The sequence below is a fragment of the Pseudomonas sp. JL3 genome (assembly GCF_031570575.1).
In the GTDB taxonomy this organism is placed as follows: domain Bacteria; phylum Pseudomonadota; class Gammaproteobacteria; order Pseudomonadales; family Pseudomonadaceae; genus Aquipseudomonas; species Aquipseudomonas cucumis.
This window is the reverse complement of sequence record NZ_JAKWJK010000025.1, coordinates 19,321-39,009: the sequence shown is the minus strand read 5'-3', so window position 1 is coordinate 39,009 and position 19,689 is coordinate 19,321. Positions and strand designations below refer to the sequence as shown.

Annotated in this window: 14 protein-coding genes and 1 pseudogene; 7 read left to right on the top strand and 8 right to left on the bottom strand. The window is 55.1% G+C overall.

What is annotated here, in order from left to right; genetic code table 11:
• Nucleotides 1–58 precede the first annotated feature (58 nt).
• Together MMG91_RS26995 and MMG91_RS26990 are read right to left on the bottom strand one after the other, a co-directional pair.
• Complete coding sequence (locus MMG91_RS26995; RefSeq protein WP_310661249.1) at nucleotides 59–922, bottom strand: helix-turn-helix transcriptional regulator; 864 nt, start codon at nucleotides 920–922, stop codon at nucleotides 59–61.
• Nucleotides 923–1,070: 148 nt separating this feature from the next.
• Nucleotides 1,071–1,760, bottom strand: a complete 690-nt coding sequence (locus tag MMG91_RS26990) for an acyl-homoserine-lactone synthase (RefSeq protein ID WP_310661248.1) — start codon at nucleotides 1,758–1,760, stop codon at nucleotides 1,071–1,073.
• A gap of 437 nt (nucleotides 1,761–2,197) precedes the next feature.
• Between MMG91_RS26990 and MMG91_RS26985 the strand changes: the two genes are divergently transcribed.
• Complete coding sequence (locus MMG91_RS26985; protein WP_310661247.1) at nucleotides 2,198–2,797, top strand: LysE family transporter; 600 nt, start codon at nucleotides 2,198–2,200, stop codon at nucleotides 2,795–2,797.
• Nucleotides 2,798–2,923: 126 nt separating this feature from the next.
• Here the strand turns inward: MMG91_RS26985 and MMG91_RS26980 are convergent, their stop codons facing one another.
• Nucleotides 2,924–3,655 carry a LuxR family transcriptional regulator gene (locus MMG91_RS26980; RefSeq protein ID WP_310661246.1) on the bottom strand — a complete coding sequence of 244 codons (732 nt, stop codon included), beginning with the start codon at nucleotides 3,653–3,655 and terminating at the stop codon, nucleotides 2,924–2,926.
• 534 nt (nucleotides 3,656–4,189) lie between these two features.
• Between MMG91_RS26980 and tnpA the strand changes: the two genes are divergently transcribed.
• Entirely contained in the window at nucleotides 4,190–4,522 is a 333-nt protein-coding gene (gene tnpA, locus MMG91_RS26975; RefSeq protein ID WP_310661245.1) for an IS66-like element accessory protein TnpA, read from the top strand.
• Nucleotides 4,523–4,587: 65 nt separating this feature from the next.
• Nucleotides 4,588–5,259 (top strand): annotated as a pseudogene (locus tag MMG91_RS26970) (transposase); the annotation flags it as partial.
• Nucleotides 5,260–5,303: 44 nt separating this feature from the next.
• On the opposite strand, the gene MMG91_RS26965 reads toward MMG91_RS26970, so the two are convergent.
• Both MMG91_RS26965 and MMG91_RS26955 read right to left on the bottom strand, forming a co-directional pair.
• A complete protein-coding gene (locus MMG91_RS26965) occupies nucleotides 5,304–5,873 on the bottom strand; it encodes a MepB family protein (RefSeq protein WP_310661244.1) in 570 nt (189 codons plus the stop codon).
• Nucleotides 5,874–6,735: 862 nt separating this feature from the next.
• The gene (locus MMG91_RS26955) at nucleotides 6,736–7,941 is read right to left on the bottom strand and encodes an MFS transporter (protein WP_310661243.1); all 1,206 of its coding nucleotides are present in this window, start codon (nucleotides 7,939–7,941) and stop codon (nucleotides 6,736–6,738) included.
• Between the two features lie 154 nt (nucleotides 7,942–8,095).
• Here MMG91_RS26955 and MMG91_RS26950 point away from each other — a divergent pair, with 154 nt between their 5' ends.
• Nucleotides 8,096–9,022: a LysR family transcriptional regulator gene (locus MMG91_RS26950; RefSeq protein WP_310661242.1), complete on the top strand. Its 927-nt coding sequence runs from the start codon at nucleotides 8,096–8,098 to the stop codon at nucleotides 9,020–9,022.
• A gap of 55 nt (nucleotides 9,023–9,077) precedes the next feature.
• Here MMG91_RS26950 and MMG91_RS26945 read toward each other — a convergent pair whose 3' ends face one another.
• Together MMG91_RS26945 and MMG91_RS26940 are read right to left on the bottom strand one after the other, a co-directional pair.
• Entirely contained in the window at nucleotides 9,078–9,464 is a 387-nt protein-coding gene (locus MMG91_RS26945; protein WP_310661241.1) for a response regulator, read from the bottom strand.
• A complete protein-coding gene (locus MMG91_RS26940; protein WP_310661240.1) occupies nucleotides 9,461–10,453 on the bottom strand; it encodes a response regulator in 993 nt (330 codons plus the stop codon). The genes MMG91_RS26945 and MMG91_RS26940 overlap by 4 nt, the downstream gene beginning before the upstream one ends.
• A 353-nt stretch (nucleotides 10,454–10,806) precedes the next feature.
• Between MMG91_RS26940 and MMG91_RS26935 the strand changes: the two genes are divergently transcribed.
• A complete protein-coding gene (locus MMG91_RS26935; protein ID WP_310661257.1) occupies nucleotides 10,807–15,861 on the top strand; it encodes an AAA family ATPase in 5,055 nt (1,684 codons plus the stop codon).
• 58 nt (nucleotides 15,862–15,919) lie between these two features.
• Here the strand turns inward: MMG91_RS26935 and MMG91_RS26930 are convergent, their stop codons facing one another.
• Nucleotides 15,920–16,420: a helix-turn-helix domain-containing protein gene (locus MMG91_RS26930; RefSeq protein WP_405046564.1), complete on the bottom strand. Its 501-nt coding sequence runs from the start codon at nucleotides 16,418–16,420 to the stop codon at nucleotides 15,920–15,922.
• 792 nt (nucleotides 16,421–17,212) lie between these two features.
• Between MMG91_RS26930 and nspC the strand changes: the two genes are divergently transcribed.
• Nucleotides 17,213–18,310 carry a carboxynorspermidine decarboxylase gene (gene nspC, locus MMG91_RS26925; RefSeq protein ID WP_305502150.1) on the top strand — a complete coding sequence of 366 codons (1,098 nt, stop codon included), beginning with the start codon at nucleotides 17,213–17,215 and terminating at the stop codon, nucleotides 18,308–18,310.
• 27 nt (nucleotides 18,311–18,337) lie between these two features.
• Nucleotides 18,338–19,573 (top strand): saccharopine dehydrogenase family protein, encoded by a 1,236-nt coding sequence (locus tag MMG91_RS26920; RefSeq protein ID WP_038983024.1) that lies wholly within the window; start codon nucleotides 18,338–18,340, stop codon nucleotides 19,571–19,573.
• The last annotated feature ends 116 nt before the right edge of the window (nucleotides 19,574–19,689 follow it).

Here is a 19,689-nt window from a genome sequence, read left to right as displayed (position 1 = left end):
AAGAGCCCCCGATGCAAGCCTGTCTTGGACAACGATCAGACAAGCATGGGGGCAATGTTCAGACGGCTTGTCGAACGGCGGTACTGGGGGGCCATTCAGCATTAGATTGATTGGCATCCATCGAATGCATCCAGCGAATCAACGAGCGGCGTCCGCCAATACCCATTTTTATCGCCGCGCGCTTGAGATAGCTCTCGACCGTATTGACCCTCAGGTTGAGCTGCTCGGCGAGTTCAGGCGCCGTGCGCCCCGCCAGCAATCCAACGCACACTTCGGTTTCACGGGAGGACAAGCTCAGTCCAGATAAAAGCAGTCGATCGGCAAATCTCTGGCGCAACGCTTCCATGCCGCCGTTTTCCGGTCCCTCAAGTGCCAGACCGTTGTCTTGTCGTGGCGTGTCCGATGGGAGCAGGGCAGCAACGTGTTCCTCCACCATTGGCAACAACAGACAGGAAAAATCTTTCAGCAATGCACATTCCTGCGCTGAAAAACCTTGCGAAAGAGGGGACCGGTATACGGACAGGACATATCGATGACCGTTTTTGCGGGAAGTCAAATGCAATTGGGTTGTCGCCCTGGGAGGCAATTTGTCCGACTGTTCACGCGCGAGCAAACAGCAGGAGAAATCTGGCAGCTTCTCAGGTTTGGCGTCTTCGAAAAAAATATCATCGGCAAGTAAAAAAGGTTTTGCTGTATGAGTGTCCATGACGGCATCGATGCAACTGTTACTCATACCGACGCATCCTATACTTGAGGTGCTCAGTTCAGAAACATTTCTTGCGTCTATCCATTGTTCCGTAATATGCGTTGCATCAACAGGTAGTTCCGTGAGTATCAGATCGTGCAACATTCGAGGGAAGTTACGGCTGCCTGTACTGGCGATGACTTTTCCAACGTGCGGGAATAATCTTTGTAAGTTCATCCGCTCTCCATGTCATGACGTTAGGGGAATTGTTTTTTTTGTCTGGGTAAGACGCGATACAGTATATATGGAAAATGTGTACGATATGTTTCAGTTTAAGGTTTATTCAGTTCGGGTTCAGGAGTTTATCGAATGTGCCTGATGATGCTTAGCATGTCATAAGCGACTGGGTGAGCGCGTCATCATATATGGATGATCTGCTGATGGAGTTTTTCTTGAGTACCTCTTCATAGGTTGTTGGTGTGCACGCCAGAGTGCCGTAAATGATTTTTTCCCCCTTCGTTCCCAATGCAACATTTCGTCTGTCCACTGCCCATCCGGAGCGTCTTAGGATTTTTTCCATCATGGTATCCACGACAACTTCATATGTGTGCACGTTTTGTTGATTGGCGAACTTTATCATTGACAGAAAAAGAGCGGCCGTGCGAAAATCTATATTGGCTTTAGTTAGTTTTCCGCTTGATGATTTGTCGGTCGATAGTGCAAATCTTGTTGCCTCCCAGCAATGTTTTGAGTGGGGTCTGGTCTTTCCTGTTGTCAGCAGGAAGCTTAATGCCCCGGAGATCAGTGTTGGCTTGCTGGAGGGGCGAAGTCGAACACAACCAGTCACTAATTCGCCATGATGAGAGTAGATATAGATTGCATCGGAATTGTCGTACTCATCCGATTCGTAATCGCTACCACAATAGCTTTCAATGTCCCATTTTTTTCTATCAATGAACGCTATTTTACGGATGAAAAGTATTTGTTCCAGGATTCTCGACGGGATCTTTGAGTAGCTTCCGATACTGGTGCATACATCGGAAAACCGATAGGTGCATGGAAAAGAATTCATCATTGGGTTTTCTTGGTTGTGCGTGGGAAGTCTACTGTTAACGCTGCACTAAAGTATTGCAACTGTCCTAAAGTACAGTGTTGGGTTTGATATATGTGTTGTTTAATCGGATGTTTGGATTTTTGGCGATTCTGTACTTCAGTGGTAGGAGGGTTGTGGAGTGGCGATTTAATGTCACTTGGGTTGGTGGATGCTACGTAATCAAATGGCAATACAAGTGTGGGAGCGTTGTTTTCTGGCGCAAGCTTTTTTGCTTTCTTCAATGAGAAGGGCATTTATTTATATCGTGGTATCCTTGCCTGGGTGGTCGGAACCGCGATTTTTTCTGCAGTGTGATAGCACTCTAAACGATTGTCAGCCCTGGAATCAGATACCTAAGGAAGGGACTGAGCTGCCTTCAATAAATATAAGCCGCCTTGGCTTCTGGCATGGATGAACTTATGTATTATATTGCGCTTTCATTGTTGACTGTATTGCTGGTTCCAGGACCGACCAATTCGCTTTTACTGCAATCCGGAATAAGCAGAGGACTGAATGGGCACTCTTTCAGGCTTATTGCTGCAGAATGGCTGGCTTATGTCATCCAGATTACGATGTGGGGAATCTCCATCGATCTCCTTGTCGCTGATTATTCGTGGGTTGTTATTGCAACAAAAATTTTCGCGGTGTGTTTTCTATTTTATATTTCGTTGAAGCTGTGGTTTTCGGTAAAAGGTAATGCGCCTTCAACGGTATCGGGCATTTCAGTACCCGCGCTTTTTGTGGCTACGCTGACAAATCCCAAGGGATTGTTTTTTGTGTCTTTTGTTGCGCCAGTCGGAACATTTTTGGCAATGGACAGTTATGTTTCATTCATATCATTGTTTTCGATGGTGATATTTCCAGTCGGGCTCGTCTGGGTCGCAACGGGAGCTTACTTTGGGCGCAAGTTGCATTCAGTTGTTTCCGGACGGCTTGTGAACAGGGCAATCTCTGTGGTGATTGCCCTGTTCGCATTCGGAATGCTTTTCAATATTGCTTCGCAAGTGGTATTTGCTTGAGTCTTAGGGTGTTCTGTCAATCCTGATTTTAGCGCCAGGTGAGAACATTGGGTACTATGGTAGTACGGGACAAAATGCCGAAAGTAGGCAGTTGTAGGTGCTGAATGATGCGAGAAATAGCAAGTGCTAAATTAGGTTTAATTGTAGTGCTTTGATCATCGCTTGTTTGACATTAATACAGTCCAGTTTTTCTGTCATTTGCTTGGCGTGAAATTTTACCGTTCGTTCGGTTATATTCATTATCAGGCCTATTTCCTTGTAGTTTTTTCCAAGGGAAAGCCAGTGCAAGAACTCAATTTCCCGGGGACTCAGTTTTAAGGGGTTTTCGGTACTGATTTCTATCGGGCGATACTGGTGGGCAAGGAGGCTGAGGGTTTTTATTATGAGCATGTTCGATCGGACATTGGGTGAAAAGTCGGGATCGTTATCTTCTGAAGTGAGGTGAACCGAACCAAACGCTCTACCTGGTTCGTGGATAGGGATACTGAAACCTTGCTGGATCCCATAGCTAGCTGATTGCTCGAATATTTCGCTGGTGCTATCGGTTGCTTCTGGAATTTCGTCCCAGAAAAAGGGGCTTGATGTAATAGCAGAGTTTGCCATCACAGGGTCTGACTTGTAGAGAGCATTTTTTCGGTAAGTGTCTACCCATTCGGCCGGATAATTGCTATGAATGGAGATTTTTGAACTTTCGAAGGGGGTAGGCTCCAGGTGAACATAAGCGAATTTATGGATTCCCAATATGCAAAATATCCATCCCAGCACTTCAACGTATTCTTCTTTGCTCGCACCCGGGATGGTGTTCTCAACCTCTTTGATTAAACTGAAAATGCTTTGGCTTGAGATGAGCTTGGGCATGGTTGGCGGGCTCGATAGCGTATATTGATTTGTCAGGGGCTGACTGTTATTAGAATGTTTACTTTAATTAGGGTGTTTACTTTAAATATGGCTTGCTGTTAATTAGGGTATACGCGATTTATATCATCGGTCGTGAATAATGACAAGAATGTTTTTCAATTGCACTCAGCACCAGAATCGTCTCAGCTTTCTGGGTTTTCAAAGAAGACGATAACCAGATCGGAGTCATATTTTTCAGTGCTGGATTCACAAAAAACGCCACTCAATCGAGTGGCGTTTTTTGCGTTTGGCAGCGCTTGAGGTGTCTCACAGAGGCATCTTCGGGTATTCCGCCCTGGCCAAAGCTGTTAGCACCAAACAGATGATTCAGTTATGTGCTTAGCAGCTAAGTCTATACAAGACCGACAAACGAAAGAATAACTAGGACGATTACAACGGCCCGTCCAGCCAAGTCACCTAGCCACGTAAGACCAGGACAGGGTGTGCACTTAAATTTAAGTGGGCATCAGCTCTAGCCTTTTAAGCGGGTATTTCATGCAGCCACATCGTCGCCCTTACTCCAAGTCTTTCAAGGCCCAGGTCATTCAAGAGTGTGCCCAGCCTGGTGCTTCTATTGCCAGCATCGCGCTCAGTCATAGCCTCAACGCAAACCTCGTCCATAAATGGATTCGGGTACAAGTGCAGAAAAGCACGGCGCTGCAACCTGCATACATTCCGTTGCCCATGCAGTTGGCCGAAGCAAATTCGCACGCAGCATCCTCGAATATCTGCGTTGAAATCCAGCACCCGCGTAGCACCGTCAAAGTGAACTGGCCAACCGAAAGCGCTGCTGCCTGCGCGACCTTTCTTCGAGATCTGCTGCGATGATCCGCTGCTCGCCGGTTGAACGAGGGTAAGTTCCACTGGCTAAGCATTCGCCATGGCCGGTGTAGATGCTCGCTCCGGGTTCGAAGAAAACCCACCGCTCTTATGTCTGGGCCTACGCTACCAGCCAATTCTGCGAAACGGCAGCGGTCGTTTGCGACTTCAGCCCTAGCCGTGCCGGAGAGCATGCTCGCAATTTCCTGCAAGACTGGAAGGGCAAGTTGGTCCGCGATGATTTTGGCGGTTACAAGGCAAGCTTCGAACTTGGCGTGACCGAGATTGGCTGCATGGCCCATGCGCGGCGCAAGTTCTTCGAACTGCACGCCACCAACAAGAGCCAGCTCGCCGAGCAAGCCCTGCGCTACATCCAGTTGCTGTACGAAATCGAGAGCGAAGTCCGCGACCTGGAACCGGACTTAAGACGCCAAATACGGCAGGAAAAAGCCGTCCCGGTGATGGATATGCTGCATGCCTGGCTTGCCCAGCGCTACCTCGATGACGGGGCTGTACCCATAGCTAACAATTGGGCCGAGAATCAAATCCGGCCATGGGCTCTTGGACGCAAGAACTGGCTCTTTGCAGGATCGCTACGCAGCGGCAAGCGGGCTGCGGCAATCATGAGCCTGATCCAGTTTGCGCGGCTCAACGAGCATGATCCGTATGCTTATTTGAAAGATGTCCTTACGCGTCTGCCGACGCAGCGGGCGAGTAAAATCGATCAGTTGCTGCCGCATAGGTGAACGTCGAGCTTACCCAGAACGCTCAAGAATGACGGATAAGGATCTTAAACTTCAAATAGCCGACGCACCTGCACGGAATCGGCGCTTCCGCTTTGTTCAAGAGGAAGGAAGTATCGTAGTTGCCATTGTTGTGTCCTAACGGCCTCTTTGGCGACTGGTTTGACCCAAGGTGGATAAACGCGGATAGCGCGCTTACCGCCCTTACCGTTAATCGCCATGATGCCCTTTGATGCCAGTATTTTCTGGTCGAAAACAAACTGTCCGCGATGAGTTGCATCGAACACACTCACCACAATAAAGGCTACGCCATCATCGACATCGAGAGGTGCAATGATGCTGCCTGACGTCGGGCGCTTCCATATTGTGACGAACTGTCCAATCTTCGTCGGCGTTGTTTTAGCCACACGGAAGACAATGGTGTGTCCGTCGAGGCCAAAGCGGGAGGCTCCATACTCGACACTCTCAGCCTCGCGTAGAGCCAGATCCGTCAATTGCATTCCCGCCGGCTTGTACACATCCTGGATAGCAGCTATCAGATCGTTCGGAATATGGCCGAGGGCCGGATCTGCCGCGCCTGCATATTTTGTGTCTAGTTCAGTTAAATCGAATTTCAACGGGAACAACTCCTAAACGACTCATTGACCATACGCCCCATCCATAACATATACTACGCCCTTCGATATGCCGAAGCGGGCTGCGTGTGGTTACGTCGTGTAATTGCGCAAGGTGGGATAGCCAGCCGCTTACGATGGGCAGGATTAAGACGAATCAGCACTTCGAAGTCTGCGTAGCGAATGACACCGCTAGCTTGATGATCATTCGTTCGATTGGTTATAGGTAGAATCCAATAGCGTGGCTTGGATTCACTCCTTTTTTGTTCTTGATACACCCTGAAAACAAGTCCAGAATTAAGTCTTTTCCTGCTTCGGCAAGAAAAGAAACCCCTTAGATTTCAATGGGTCGGACGCTAGATGAGAGTCTCGTTTCCCGCTCCAAGCATTAAAAAATGGATCTCTGAAAAGAGGTCCATTTTTTTTCGTCCAAAGAAAAGTCTTTCTTGGACTTTTGCCGCGCGCCCCCTCTGAAAACACTCAGATCCAGCCCCATTGGGCACATTTTCCAGTACATCAATCCGGTGCTCGGCAGATCGGTTTTCTCGTGACATATGTGATGGCTCTCACCAATAACGCGGTCCGACACGCCAAACCCGGAACCAAGGACTACACCCTCCCTGACTACAATCGCTGTTCATGGCCAGTTAAGCCGTTGGGCCAGGTCGGTGATCAATCATTAGGCAAGTGCAATTGCACTTCCGTGGCGTCATGAAAGAGTCGGACGACCTCGATCACCTCGTCGTTTGCCACACGATAGAACACGATATGGCGTGGGCTTTTGATCGTCCCATGGGGGTGTTTGGCCTGCGGCGTGAATAGAGTGGTGATAGCTGCGAAGGCCCGGCTTTCTCATTGCTGCCCCTCAATCAGGATCCTTACCCGCTGTAGCGCCCAAATTGGAAGCTCCCAAGAAGTAAAACAATCCACCCACTACGATGAAGAGCGCGAGCATGTAGAAGATGTAGTGGGGAGGTTGGGTCGCCAATACGACTCCGCAAAGCACCGGTCCCAGTGCCGCCCCGAGGCTGGACAGGTTTTGCACTCCGTAATACATACCGCGCAGGTTGTCCGGAGCGATTTTGTCGATGAACATGTACTCGGCTGGGAATACGATGATCTCGCCGACCGTGAAAATGGCCATGGAAATGACCCAGAGCAGAATAGAGGTCGACAGGGCAAAACCCGCCAACCCCATCATGAACATACTCAGTCCCGCGGCCAGCCACAGACTCAAATGTCTGTGAGAGATCTTCTTGCCTATGGAGTATTGCAAGCTGATCACCATCAGCGCATTGGTCGCCACAATGGTACTGATGACCTGGTAGGTAGATTCTGGCGAAGTAGTGATCACCAGATACTGCGAGAGATAAGCGGTGAATTGGCCAAAGACCACCGCGCTGAGCAGCCCGCCAAGGGTGAAACACACCAACCGGTAATCCTGGAGCAGCAATTTCCCCACGGCCAGAAACGGTACAGGTTTTCGAGCGTCATCGATGGCGTTCAGGTCTCTATCGCCCCAAACGAAATAGATGAAGAAGAATCCTGCCCCAAGCCCGGCAGACAGCAGGAATGGCAAGCTGATATCCAGCTTGGCCATTCCGGCCCCAAGAAATGGGCCGACGGCATATCCGATATTGGTCAGTGTGTATTTGATCGAGAACACTTCGCTGCGACCCGTGACTGGAAGCAGGCTGCCAAACCCTGATTTGATGGCGATATCAATGACGGCATAAGCCAGGTTGATCAACACCAGGCAGCTGTAGAACAACCAGAGATCGCGAGCAAGAAACGTCCCGAAAAAACCCAGCGTGAACAGACCGCTGAAGCCCAGGATGAGCCGGTAACTGGACATTTTGTCGACCAGAAACCCTCCGTAAAGGCTCAATAACGATCCGATGATCAGTGTGCTGCCAATGACCAGGCCGATATCGGCGACGTTCAAGCTGAACCTGCCGGATAGGTAGATGACCAGATAAGGCAAGGTGATAGCTCGCGCCAGGGTCAATATCAGGGAAGCCGAAAGCAGCAAATTTACTGTCGTTGGATAGTTTTTTAGCGTGGTCAGCATCCTTGCCTCATCGTTCAGCCGGTAATTTTTATGGATTCACTAGTCGCATAGTGTTGATTGGTGCGTTCGAATCAAGCTTACTGGAGAAAATTGTTCTGACCTGTGATGGTTTTTATTGAATTGGCGGAACTGAATTCATGAATACGGAACGTCTATGTTTTCCTCCGAACGATTAAAGGGCATTGATGTATTTGTCAGCGTTGCGGACTGCGGCAGTTTCAAAGCCGCCGCCGAGCGGATGAGTCTGACAGCTTCTGCAATTAGCAAAGGTATTGCTCGATTGGAGAGCAGGCTGGGGGCTCGGTTGTTCCACCGAACCACTCGAAGTTTGTCACTGACGGATGCGGGGATTGCGTTCTATCGCACGTGCACAGGCGTGCTGGCGGACCTCGAAGAGGCTGAGCTGTCTCTACATGCCGAAACCACCGAGCCTCGTGGCAGGGTTCACATTGGCCTTCCGGGTGCCTTTGGCCGTTTGCAGGCACTTCCAGTCATTCTGTGGTTTGCCCAGGAGCACGCTCTGCTATTACCGCACATTTCGTTTTCCGACCGTTTCATCGACCCTATCGAAGATGGTGTCGATATCGTCGTACGCATCGGTGGCTCGGACGTTTGGCCCGACACACTGGGGCATCGTTACGTGGGCCGTGAGTGGCATATCTTCTGTGCGTCGCCCGCGTATTTGAGCAAGCATGGCACGCCTGTGACCGTTCACGATCTGGAGCATCATCAGTGCATCGCTTACGGCTGGGCGGATGGAGCGATTAGCCCTTGGAGTTTTGCAGGAACCCAGGCCGGCGAAATTGAACGCAGGGCGATAGCCGCAAGGTTCGTCGTGGGAGATGGCGAAGGTCTGGTGATCGCTGTATCGGCGGGATGCGGAATCGCGCAGCTACCTTCGTGGTTGGTCAAGCGTCAGCTTGAAGAGGGGACATTGGTTGAAGTGCTTCCCCACTTGGCAACCGATGGTCTGGCGATCAATCTGGTTTGGGCCAAAAGTCGGCAAGCGCTTCCCAAGGTCAGTGCGTTGCTGGAGGCACTTGCCGCTGGCTTGGTGCAGTCTGGTAGCAAAATCCAATGACCACTTTTGGCCTCATAGACATCGCTTACAAACACAATCTGGTTGTCCCGATCAACTATCGCTCACATTGCAGCGCAAACTCGACGGCACTCAGCAAAGCATCGCCGCTGAAGGGTTTACGCAAGCATTCGATGGGTTTATAGCGGCTGGATTCGGCCAGTGTGGCTTCATCCCAGTGGGCAGACATGCAAATCACTGGAAACTTTCTGCCCTTGAACGTCAGCGCGCGCATGACGTCCAGCCCCGACAGGCCGTTCATTTTCAAATCCAACAGCAGACACGCGACGTCATTGAAGTTTTCGAGGGTCAGGAACTCTTCGCCCGAGGCGAATACTCGAGAACGGTATCCGGCCGACCGAAGCAGGTTGGCCAGGCTTTTGCGCACGGACGCATCGTCGTCCACGATGCAGACGATGATGGCGCCGCCAGTGTTGAGAGTCATGAAGAACCCTGCATGCTAAACGGCGGCTCGGCGCTGATCAGGCCATACAGCTTGACCAGACTGACCAGCGAGCGCGTCTGCATCTTCTCCATGATGTGCTTGCGATGGACCTTGGCGGTGACTTCACTGGTGCCCAATCGGTTGGCGATGTGCTTGTTGGACAGACCCGCGACGATCAGCGGTAGCACTTCGCGTTCACGGGGGGTCAACAGGGTGGCCCTTTGACGGGCACTTTGAGTGCGTTGCCATTGCTCGAACGCTATCGCTGCACGCTGACGGGTGGTGCGCAGGATGTGCAGCAACTGGTCTTCGTCGAAAGGTTTGGTCAGGAACTCGACCGCCCCGGCTTTCATGGCCTGCACCGACATCGGGATGGTGCCGAAACCGGTCATGAAGATGACCGGCCACGGATGCCCGCGTTGTCCGAGCGCCGATTGCAATTCCAGGCCCGTCGCCTCGGGCAGGCTGACGTCAAGCAGCAGGCAAGCGGGGCCGATGTCGAGGTTAGCGCTGAGCAATTCTTCGGCCGAGGCGAATATTCGGTGCGTAATACCTTCGGCCCGCAGCAGTCGGCTGAGGGCTGTGCGCACGGACGCTTCATCGTCGACGATGAACACCGGCACGCTGTCCGGATCGATGGTCTGTTGATCCTCGGACACCAAAAGGTCCGGGACAACCGGATGGAACAGCGGCAGGGGTGGTTCACGTTCTTTCAATAATCGGTAACCTCGGCGCGGAACCGTCTGTATGAGCTCTTTTTCCCCGAGTAACTTGCGCAGCGAAGAAATCTGCACCTGCAGATTGTTTTCCTCGACGACGGTGTCGGGCCAAACCTGTGTAATCAATTCATTTTTGCTGACAATCCGGCCATCGGCCTGCATCAGTACCGAGAGGATTTCGAACGCCCGGCCCCCGACACGCAGCGGCCGTCCGTCAAGAAAGGCTTCGCGCCGTTCCAGGGAAATAGTGGCGTGGCCGAGTCGGATCATGCGTTCCTCTGCGCTGCGTTGACGGGTAGTGACGCCGCAGCGTCGATTCATCAGGGCTACACGCTAGGGGACGGCCTCGCATAATGCAATTATCCCGAGGGATAACGCGCCTTGGTTTCAGTGTGTAAAAATCATCGGCAGCGGGGCAGCAGGACGGCCATCATGGTGCCGATGACGGACAGGATAATCCGCACACAGCCACCGGGCCAGAGCCTTGCGTGTACTCTTGGGCTCAGCCCGAAACGAATCTTCAGCGGTGATTGTTCATGCCCAGCCGTCCTCTCTCAACATCCGGTTCCCGGAGTCTCGATGTCGTCCATGATGAAGCCTGGCTGTTGCGCTGCACCTTCGCCATGCTGCGCCGGGAAAACGACTTGACCTGGTTTACGCTTCAGGACCGGTCATCGGGCACATACTGGCTCGCCGCCCGGGCACCGATTCAGCTGCCTGCCACGTGCCAACGGCTGGAGCGCGATTTTCATCTGCGCCTGGATCCGGCTTGGGCGATTGCCCCTGTTGCGTTCATCCGCTCGGCTGAGGGACCTTTGTTGATCTATCCCGCGTCGGGGACGCCGTTGACTGATTTGCTCGGTGACACGGGGCTACCACTGGCGCGCTTGCTGGCCATCGCCGTAACGGCGGCCAACGCGCTGGCCAGTGCTCAGAAGACGGGCGTGCGACATGCCAGTCTGCTACCCCACCACTTGGTGGTGGACGCCGCCGACTCGGTCAGACTCCTGGGTTTTCACAGCCATGCCGGGGAGGTGTCCGCTGCTGAACTGCCCGGCATGGAACAATGGCCTTATCTGGCCCCCGAACAGGTACGGCGTGATGCCGCCAGTTTTGATGCGCGAAGCGATATCTATGCGCTGACCGTGATCCTTTACCAAGCGCTGACCGGTCGACTGCCACTCAGCGCCCGGGACCCGTCGCAATGGCTGCATGTACACGCCGCCGTGCAACCGCAATCACCGGCAATCCATGTCGCCGATCTGCCGGAAGGCATCTGCCAAGTTCTGCTCAAAGGCTTGGCGAAGGAACCGGATGCCCGCTATCAGAGCGCAGAATCGATGGCCGCGGATCTGGCCTGGTGCCAACAGCAGTGGCTGAAATATGAGCGCATCGATGGGTTTCGGCTGGGCACCTTCGATGCGCTGCCTTCTGTGGCCCGCAGTGATGTTCTGTTCGGCCGAGAGGCTGAACGCACGCAGTTGATCGAGCAGATAAGTCAGGTGCGCGGCAATGGCATCGCCCGGGTCTTGCTGGTCGGTGGCGCACCGGGTGCCGGCAAGTCGACGTTGATTCATCAAGGTATCCGGCCCCTGGCGCCCGGCTACTGGGCCAGCGGCAAGAGTAATCTGCTGCAGCAGGAAATTCCCTACGCGCCATTGGCGCAGATCTTCAAGTCGCTGATGACGCAATTGTTGGGCAAACCGACTCTGGAACTGGAGGCGCTGGGCGAGCAACTGATCGAACGCCTCAAGGGGCGGGGCAAGCTCCTGGTGGAGCTGGCGCCCGAGGCCGAGCTGGTCATCGGTGTCACGCCTGAACTGCCGAACATGCCTGCCCGGCATGCGCTTGATCGCGCCAACCAGACGCTACTCGATGTACTGGAAGTCTTTGCTCAGCCAGGACGACCCCTGGTGCTATTCATCGATGACGTGCAGTGGGCCGACGATTCGACCCTGTCGTTCTTGCAGGCCTTCATTGCCCGGCCGCCCCGGCATCTGGTGCTGATTCTGGCGTACCGCGAGGCCGAATCGCAGTTCCTCCAGCGTGAGGGTGGGTTGCTGCAGGTGCTGGGCGATGGGCAATCGTTACCCGGTGCAAGCGTCATGCTGGGTCCATTGTCGGTGCCTGCTGTCGCGGAACTGATCGCTGCTGAACTGGACACTGACCTCAAGGCTATTGAGACACTCGCGCCAGTTGTGCACTACAAAACGGCCGGCAACCCTCTTTTCGTCAGCCAGGTGTTGCGCGCGTTGATCGATGAACGTCTGGTGCGCTTCGACGTGCACGGTCGCCGCTGGGTCTGGGACCAGAAGGAGGTGGACGGTTATCGCTATGCCGACAACGTCGCGGACTTGATGGTGCAACGACTCGAGCGGCTGACACCGATGGAACGCGAAGTACTGCGCATGGCCGGCTACGTTGGCGGGCGCTGTGATGAGTCGCTGCTGCACCGGCTGTTGCCGTGTGATCCGCAACAGATAAACCTTGATGTGCAGAGCCTGGTCGATACCGGTTTTCTGTTGCGCGAGCGCGAGCAACTGGTGTTTCCCCACGACCGTGTACTTGAGGCAGCCTGTCAGCTTGCTGCGCCAGCGGGACGCGCCGCCGAGCACGCCCGTATCGCCGCCGCCATGCTTGATCAGTGGGGCGCGCAGATCCATGAGCGTGTATTTGAAGTCGCCAGCCAGGTTCAGCGCATTGACACCGATGAACTGGAGGCGCATCGCCGTGCCGCGTTCGTTGAGCTGTTGGTCGAAGCCGCCGAGCGCGCCAGGGACACCGCCGCTGTCGAGCAGGCCGTGGGCTATCTGCGCACGGCCGAGCGTCTGCTCGGGCAGACGGGTTGGTCGAGCCTTTACACTCAGGCGTTCGCCACCCAATGGCTGGCTGCCGAATGCGACATGTTGCTGGCCGATCTGGCAGGCGCCCAACACCGCCTCGACGACTGCCTGAATCACGCCACCACAGCGCTCGACCGCGCAAAAACCTATCGGTTACGGGCCACCTTGCGCACGTTGCACTCCGATTACGAGGGCGCGATAACCGAGGCGCTTACCGGGTTGGCCCTGCTGGATATTCCCCTGCAGCGCAAGCCCTCGCACGAACAGCTGAGCCTCGCGTTTGCCCAAGTACGCGCACTCGTGGGCGCGCGTCGCATCGCCGATTTGGTGCATTTGCCCAAGGCTGATGACCCGCCTGTCGAAGTGGCCATGGAGTTGCTCAGCACGTTGATTTCCTCGTTCTTCGTCAACGACGACATTCGTTTTCTGCATTTGGCGAAAATGGTCGAACTTACGTTGATGCATGGCACCACGCCGAGCAGCGGTTACGGCTTTGCCTGGTTTGGCGTGATGATTGCCGAACGCTATGGCGAGTATGTGGACGGGCAAGCCTTCGCCGAAGTGGCCCTTGAGCTCACCGACAAACACGGCTATGAAGCCGGGCGCACAGGCACGCTGGTGGCGCTCGATCAAGTCAGCCCGTGGACCCGACCGATGGCGTACGCCCGACAGAAGGCGTTCGCAGCATTCGAGTGCGGTCAGGCCGGCGGCGACCTGGGAATGTCCTGTTATGCCTGCAACCACATCGGCTCCGATCTGTTGTTCATGGGCGAACCCTTACAAGGAGTGTTGGACGAGCTGGAGCATGGTCTGGCTTGGGTGCGTCAGTTTCACTACATCGACATCGAACGCATCCTGCTGGCACAACAGGCGTACGCCAGCGATCTGCGCGATGGGCGTCAGCACCGGCCGCTGACCGAACTGGACGGCATCGAACATGACCGTTTCGGCCCCATCGACCGCACCAGCGTGTCACAGCCGACGCTGTTCTGGACGTGGCTGTATTCAGGCATGTCTGCGTTTCATTTCGGCGATATCCCTTACGCATTGCGGCGTTTCGAAGAGGCCGCCGCGCTGGCCTGGTCCATTCCGGCGCACATCAATCTCGCCGATTACTATCTGTTCTACAGCCTGGCGTTGGGTAGTGCGCAGGCACCGGGGGATGTTGCCGAAAAACTGGAACAACTCGAGCGGCAACGTCTGCGGTTTCTGCCATGGGTCGAGCTCAACCCGACAACCTTCCGCAACAAATTGCTGCTGATCGAGGGTGTCATCGCCCGTTTGCGCGGTCAGGAACTTGTAGCCATCCGCTGCTTCGATCAGTCGCAAATCGCTGCGGCGGCGGCCGGTTTCATCCACGAGCAGGCGCTCGCACATGAACAGCTGGCCGATATCTGCTTGCCCAACGGGCTGGTGTCGGGTGCCAATCACCACCTGCGCGTCGCGCGCGACTGCTACAACCTGTGGGGCGCCGACGGCAAGGTGCGTCAGCTGGAGACCTTGCACCCGTTTCTCAGCGCGCAATCGTCGTTCGAGCCGGCCCGGCTTGTGACGCAGGTCCGGCTCGATCTAGAAGTGGGAATCGAGGCGGCACGAGCACTTTCGCAGGAGGTACTGCTCGAACGACTGGTCGAAACCCTGATGACTCACCTGATGATTCAGGCGGGTGCCGATCATGGCGCTCTGATGATCGTCAACGACGTCGAGCTGCAGCTCGCGGCGACCGCTGCTGTCGAAGCCGGCAACGTGCGGGTCGCGCTGGACACCGGGCAGTCGCTCGAACAGATGGCGCCGGCCTCGGTACTCAACACCACCATGCGCACGCGTAACACCCTGATGCTCGACGATGCCCGCGCCAATTGTCCAGAGGCTTACAGCGCCGATCTGCAACAGCGCCAGACGCGCTCCATGTTGTGCCTGCCGTTACTCAGACAAGGCTCGTTGATCGGCCTGGTCTATCTCGAAAACAGCCTGGTGCCCAACCTGTTCAGCGCCGAGCGTCTGACCATGCTGGAAATTCTTGCCTCCCAGGCCGCGGTGTCACTGCAAACCGCCAAGCTGTATGCCCAGCTGGTCGAAGACACCCGACTGCGCGCGCAAATGGAAGCGGACTTGCGCAGTTCGCGGGCAGAACTGGCGCGCAGCTCGCACCTTAAAGTCATGGGCGAGCTGTCTGCTTCGATAGCCCATGAAATCAGTCAGCCGCTGCTGGGCATCTTGTCCAACGCCGCGGCGAGTCTGCGCTGGCTCAAGCGTGATCAGCCCGATCTGGAAGAGGCTATTCAGGGGCTCGAAGACATTCGCTCAGACAGCGCCCGTGCCGCCGACATTGTTCAGGCGCTTCGCACGCTCGCCAAACAAGCGCCGTTGCAACGGCTCCCGGTGCAGATCGACGAGTTGATCGGTGAGGTCGTGCGCCTGACCGCCACTGACCTGGCGAACCGCAACGTGCAACTGCAAACCCGACTTGATGCGCAATGCCTAGTGTGGGTCGATGCGGTGCAGATCCAGCAAGTGGTGTTCAACCTGATCACCAATGCGCTGGAGGCCATCGCCGGGGCCGGGTTGCCAGAAGGACGCATCATCATCGGCTCAGCGTTCAAGGACGATCATATTCAAGTCTGCTTCCAGGACAACGGGCCGGGCATTGGGCCACAACAGCGAGAGCAAATCTTCGATGCGTTCTACACCACCAAAGGCAGCGGCATGGGAATGGGGCTGGCTATCTGCAAGTCGGTGATTGGCGCGCACGGCGGGACGCTAATTGTCCAGGACAGCGAGCAGGGCGCCCGGATCTGTTTCAACCTGCCGGTCGCGGCAGCCAGCGCCGGATAAAAAAAAGGCCGCGTGAGCGGCCAAAGGGGAGGAGTTCGTTCTGTCGACCTTGATCAGTTCACGCACGCAGCTCCTGCGAGCGAGGCTGTCGAAGGCCGTCGGCCACGCTATCGGGAATTCTCCTGTCGGAGATGTCCTGATCAATCATTGGCGTGTTGGGAAGTGGGCTTGTGACCACGTGATCAAAGGTCCGCCGCCAGGCCTTGGGTGTCATCCCTTCCAGCCGGCTAAAGGTGTGGGTGAAATGCGAGTGGTCCGCGAAACCGCATTCATAGACGACGTCGGTGATCGCCATCGAGGTGATCAGCAGGTTTTTGGCTTTTTCGATTTTCATCCTCACCAGCCAGCCTTGCGGTGAGTGGCCGGTACTCTTTTTGAACGCCCGGGAAAAATGGCTGCGCGACAGGTTGCAGTGTTCGGCAATCTCGCTGATGCGAACGCAACTGGCCATATCACGCAGCATCAGTTCCTTGGCGCGGCGCTCTTGCCAACTGGACAGGGCGCCTAGCGGTCGCGCAAGTTCACATGGATGGTCTGAATTCACCGATTGCGGGTTCATGAAGGCTCTCCTGATCGTTCAGGAAAGTCTGTCCGCCAACGACATTTAAAGTCCTTAAGCAAACCTTAAGAGTTATGAAACGCCGCGCCCGACATCTAGCCAGCGCTATCGCAAGGGCATGTAACTGCATCATGCCGTCCGTGTTGACGCTCGGATGCGCGACCGTTCTTACCTCCGCGGCCAGCTCTGTAGCCGTCAGTAGAGCATGTTGCTGTCTTTGGACAGTGCGATACCGTTGAGATCATGAGCGTTTTTACACACTCTGGGCCGATTGCTGCCCGTCACCTTGGGCCGCCAACAGTCGGTTGTGAATTAACCGATGGCATTCCTCCAATTGGATGTGGGGTTTTAGAAAGAACCTGAATATAGGATTGCGCTGTCGTAGCAGTTGGCCAAAACCCAATTCGACTAACATGGATCAACCTTCTCGCGGTGACGTTTCATCCAGCGCAATGACGTCCAGCATCACGCCCGTGCGCGCCACCACCCGGACCTTATCCATGTTTGAGCGCTAAAGGAGTTGGACGGATTTTTTCGTCATTCACGCCTGGAAGTTCACGACCGCATCAAAATGCTCGTCATCGTAAAGACCTGGCAGCACCGTGGCGCGGCGCCCCGCTATACATCATTCTAAGCAGAACGGAATGATGGCCATTCAAGCTGCCGGTGACGTTGGCTCCTGGATCCAATTAACGACGGCTCAGCGAACTGCGCTCTCTGCTCTTTCGATATGTAGCCAGTGAAGGCACAATGCGCATCCTTTTTTTGGCTGGCCTTGCCGGAGGCCTCGAAATGATCAAGACGCCGTACTACCTCATCGACAAACAAAAGCTGCTGGCAAACATGCAGAAGATCGCCTATGTGCGCGAACAGTCCGGGGCGAAGGCCCTGCTGGCACTCAAGTGCTTCGCCACCTGGTCGGTGTTCGATCTGATGCAGCAATACATGGACGGCACTACATCGTCGTCACTCTACGAGCTCAAGCTCGGTCGACAGAAGTTCGCGGGCGAGACCCACGCCTACAGCGTGGCCTGGGCCGACGACGAGATCGAGGAGATGCTCGACAACTGCGACAAGATCATCTTCAACTCCATCGGCCAGTTGCAGCGCTACACCGAGGCTTCAGCAGGCAAGGTACGCGGTCTGCGGGTCAATCCACAGGTGAGCAGCTCGGATTATTTGCTGGCCGATCCAGCGCGGCCGTTCAGCCGTCTGGGCGAGTGGGATCCGGTGAAGATCGAGCAGGTTATCGAGCAGATCTCGGGCTTCATGTTCCACAACAACTGCGAGAACGCCGACTTCGGCCTGTTCGACCAGATGCTGTGCACCATCGAAGAGCGCTTCGGCCATTTGCTGCACAAGGTCGAGTGGGTCAGCCTGGGCGGCGGCATTCACTTCACCGGTGAAGGCTATGCGATCGACGAGTTCTGCGCGCGGCTCAAGGCCTTCTCGCAGAAATACGGCGTGCAGGTCTACCTGGAGCCGGGCGAAGCCGCTATCACTCAGAGTGCGTCGCTGGAAGTCACCGTGCTCGACACCCTCTACAACGGCAAGCACCTGGCCGTAGTGGACAGCTCCATCGAGGCGCACATGCTCGATCTGCTGATCTATCGCCTGAATGCCAAGCTGGCGCCTAGCGAGGGCGAACACACCTACATGGTGTGCGGCAAATCCTGCCTGGCCGGAGACATTTTCGGTGAATATCAATTTGATCGTCCGCTGGCCATAGGCGATCGGCTGTCGTTCGTCGACGCCGCGGGTTACACCATGGTCAAGAAGAATTGGTTCAACGGCCTGAAAATGCCGTCCATCGTAGTGAAACAACTCGACGGTAGTGTCGAGGTGGTTCGTGAGTTTGGTTACAACGACTACATGTCCAGCCTTTCGTAAGCTGGCAGAGAAGGAGAGAGAGAAAAATTGAAGAAGAACGTACTTATCATTGGTGCAGGAGGTGTCGCCAAGGTGGTGGCCCACAAGTGCGCGCAGCACAACGATGAACTCGGTCGTATTGCTATCGCGTCGCGCAACATCTCCAAATGCCAGGCCATCATCGACAGCGTCAAGGCCAAGGGCAGCCTCAAAGAGCCCGCCGACATAAAAGCCTTCTCGCTGAACGCTATGGATGTCGAAGCGACCAAGGCGCTGATCCGCGAAACCGGATCGCAGATCGTCATCAACGTCGGTTCTGCCTTCCTCAACATGTCGGTGCTGCGTGCCTGCATCGATACCGGCGTGGCCTACCTGGACACCGCCATTCACGAAGAACCGGGCAAAATCTGCGAGACGCCGCCCTGGTACGGTAACTACGAGTGGAAGCACCTCGAGGAGTGCAAAGAGAAGAACATCACCGCCATCCTCGGTGTGGGCTTCGACCCGGGTGTGGTCAACGCCTATGCAGCGTTGGCACAGCAACAGTATTTCGACCGTATTGATTCGATCGACATTCTCGACGTCAATGCCGGCTCTCATGGCAAGTATTTCGCCACCAATTTCGATCCGGAAATCAACTTCCGCGAATTCACCGGGCAAGTGTGGAGCTGGCAGAACAGTCAGTGGACCAGCAACACAATGTTCGAAGTCAAACGCACCGACGACCTGCCGGTCGTAGGCGCCCAGAACCTGTACCTGACCGGCCACGATGAAGTGCACTCCCTGTCGAAGAACCTCGGCGTGCCCAACGTGCGTTTCTGGATGAGCTTTGGCGAGCACTACATCAATGTGTTCACCGTACTCAAGAACCTCGGCCTGCTCTCCGAGCAACCGGTCAAGACCGCTGAAGGCCTGGAAGTCGTGCCGCTGAAAGTGGTCAAGGCCGTGCTCCCTGATCCGAGCTCGCTGGCACCCGGCTACACCGGCAAGACCTGCATCGGAGACCTGGTCAAAGGCACCAAGGATGGCCAGCCGCGCGAAGTGTTCATCTACAACGTCGCCGACCACGAAGAAGCCTTTGCAGAAACCGACAGCCAGGGCATTTCCTATACCGCTGGCGTGCCACCTGTGGCGGCAGCCCTGCTGGTCGCCCGTGGCGAATGGGATGTGCAGCGCATGGCCAACGTCGAGGAGCTGCCGGCCGAGCCGTTCCTCAAGGCGCTGGATGTGATGGGCCTGCCGACCCGCATCAAGGACGAGAATGGAGACCGTCCCTGGAACTGAGGCGCGCAAAATACAGGTGAATCTCGTATTCCGCGCTAAACGCAAAAACGCCGCTCTTTGAGCGGCGTTTTTGTTTGTGTGTCATTTGTTGGGCTTGATTGTTCCTTTTGCCCGGG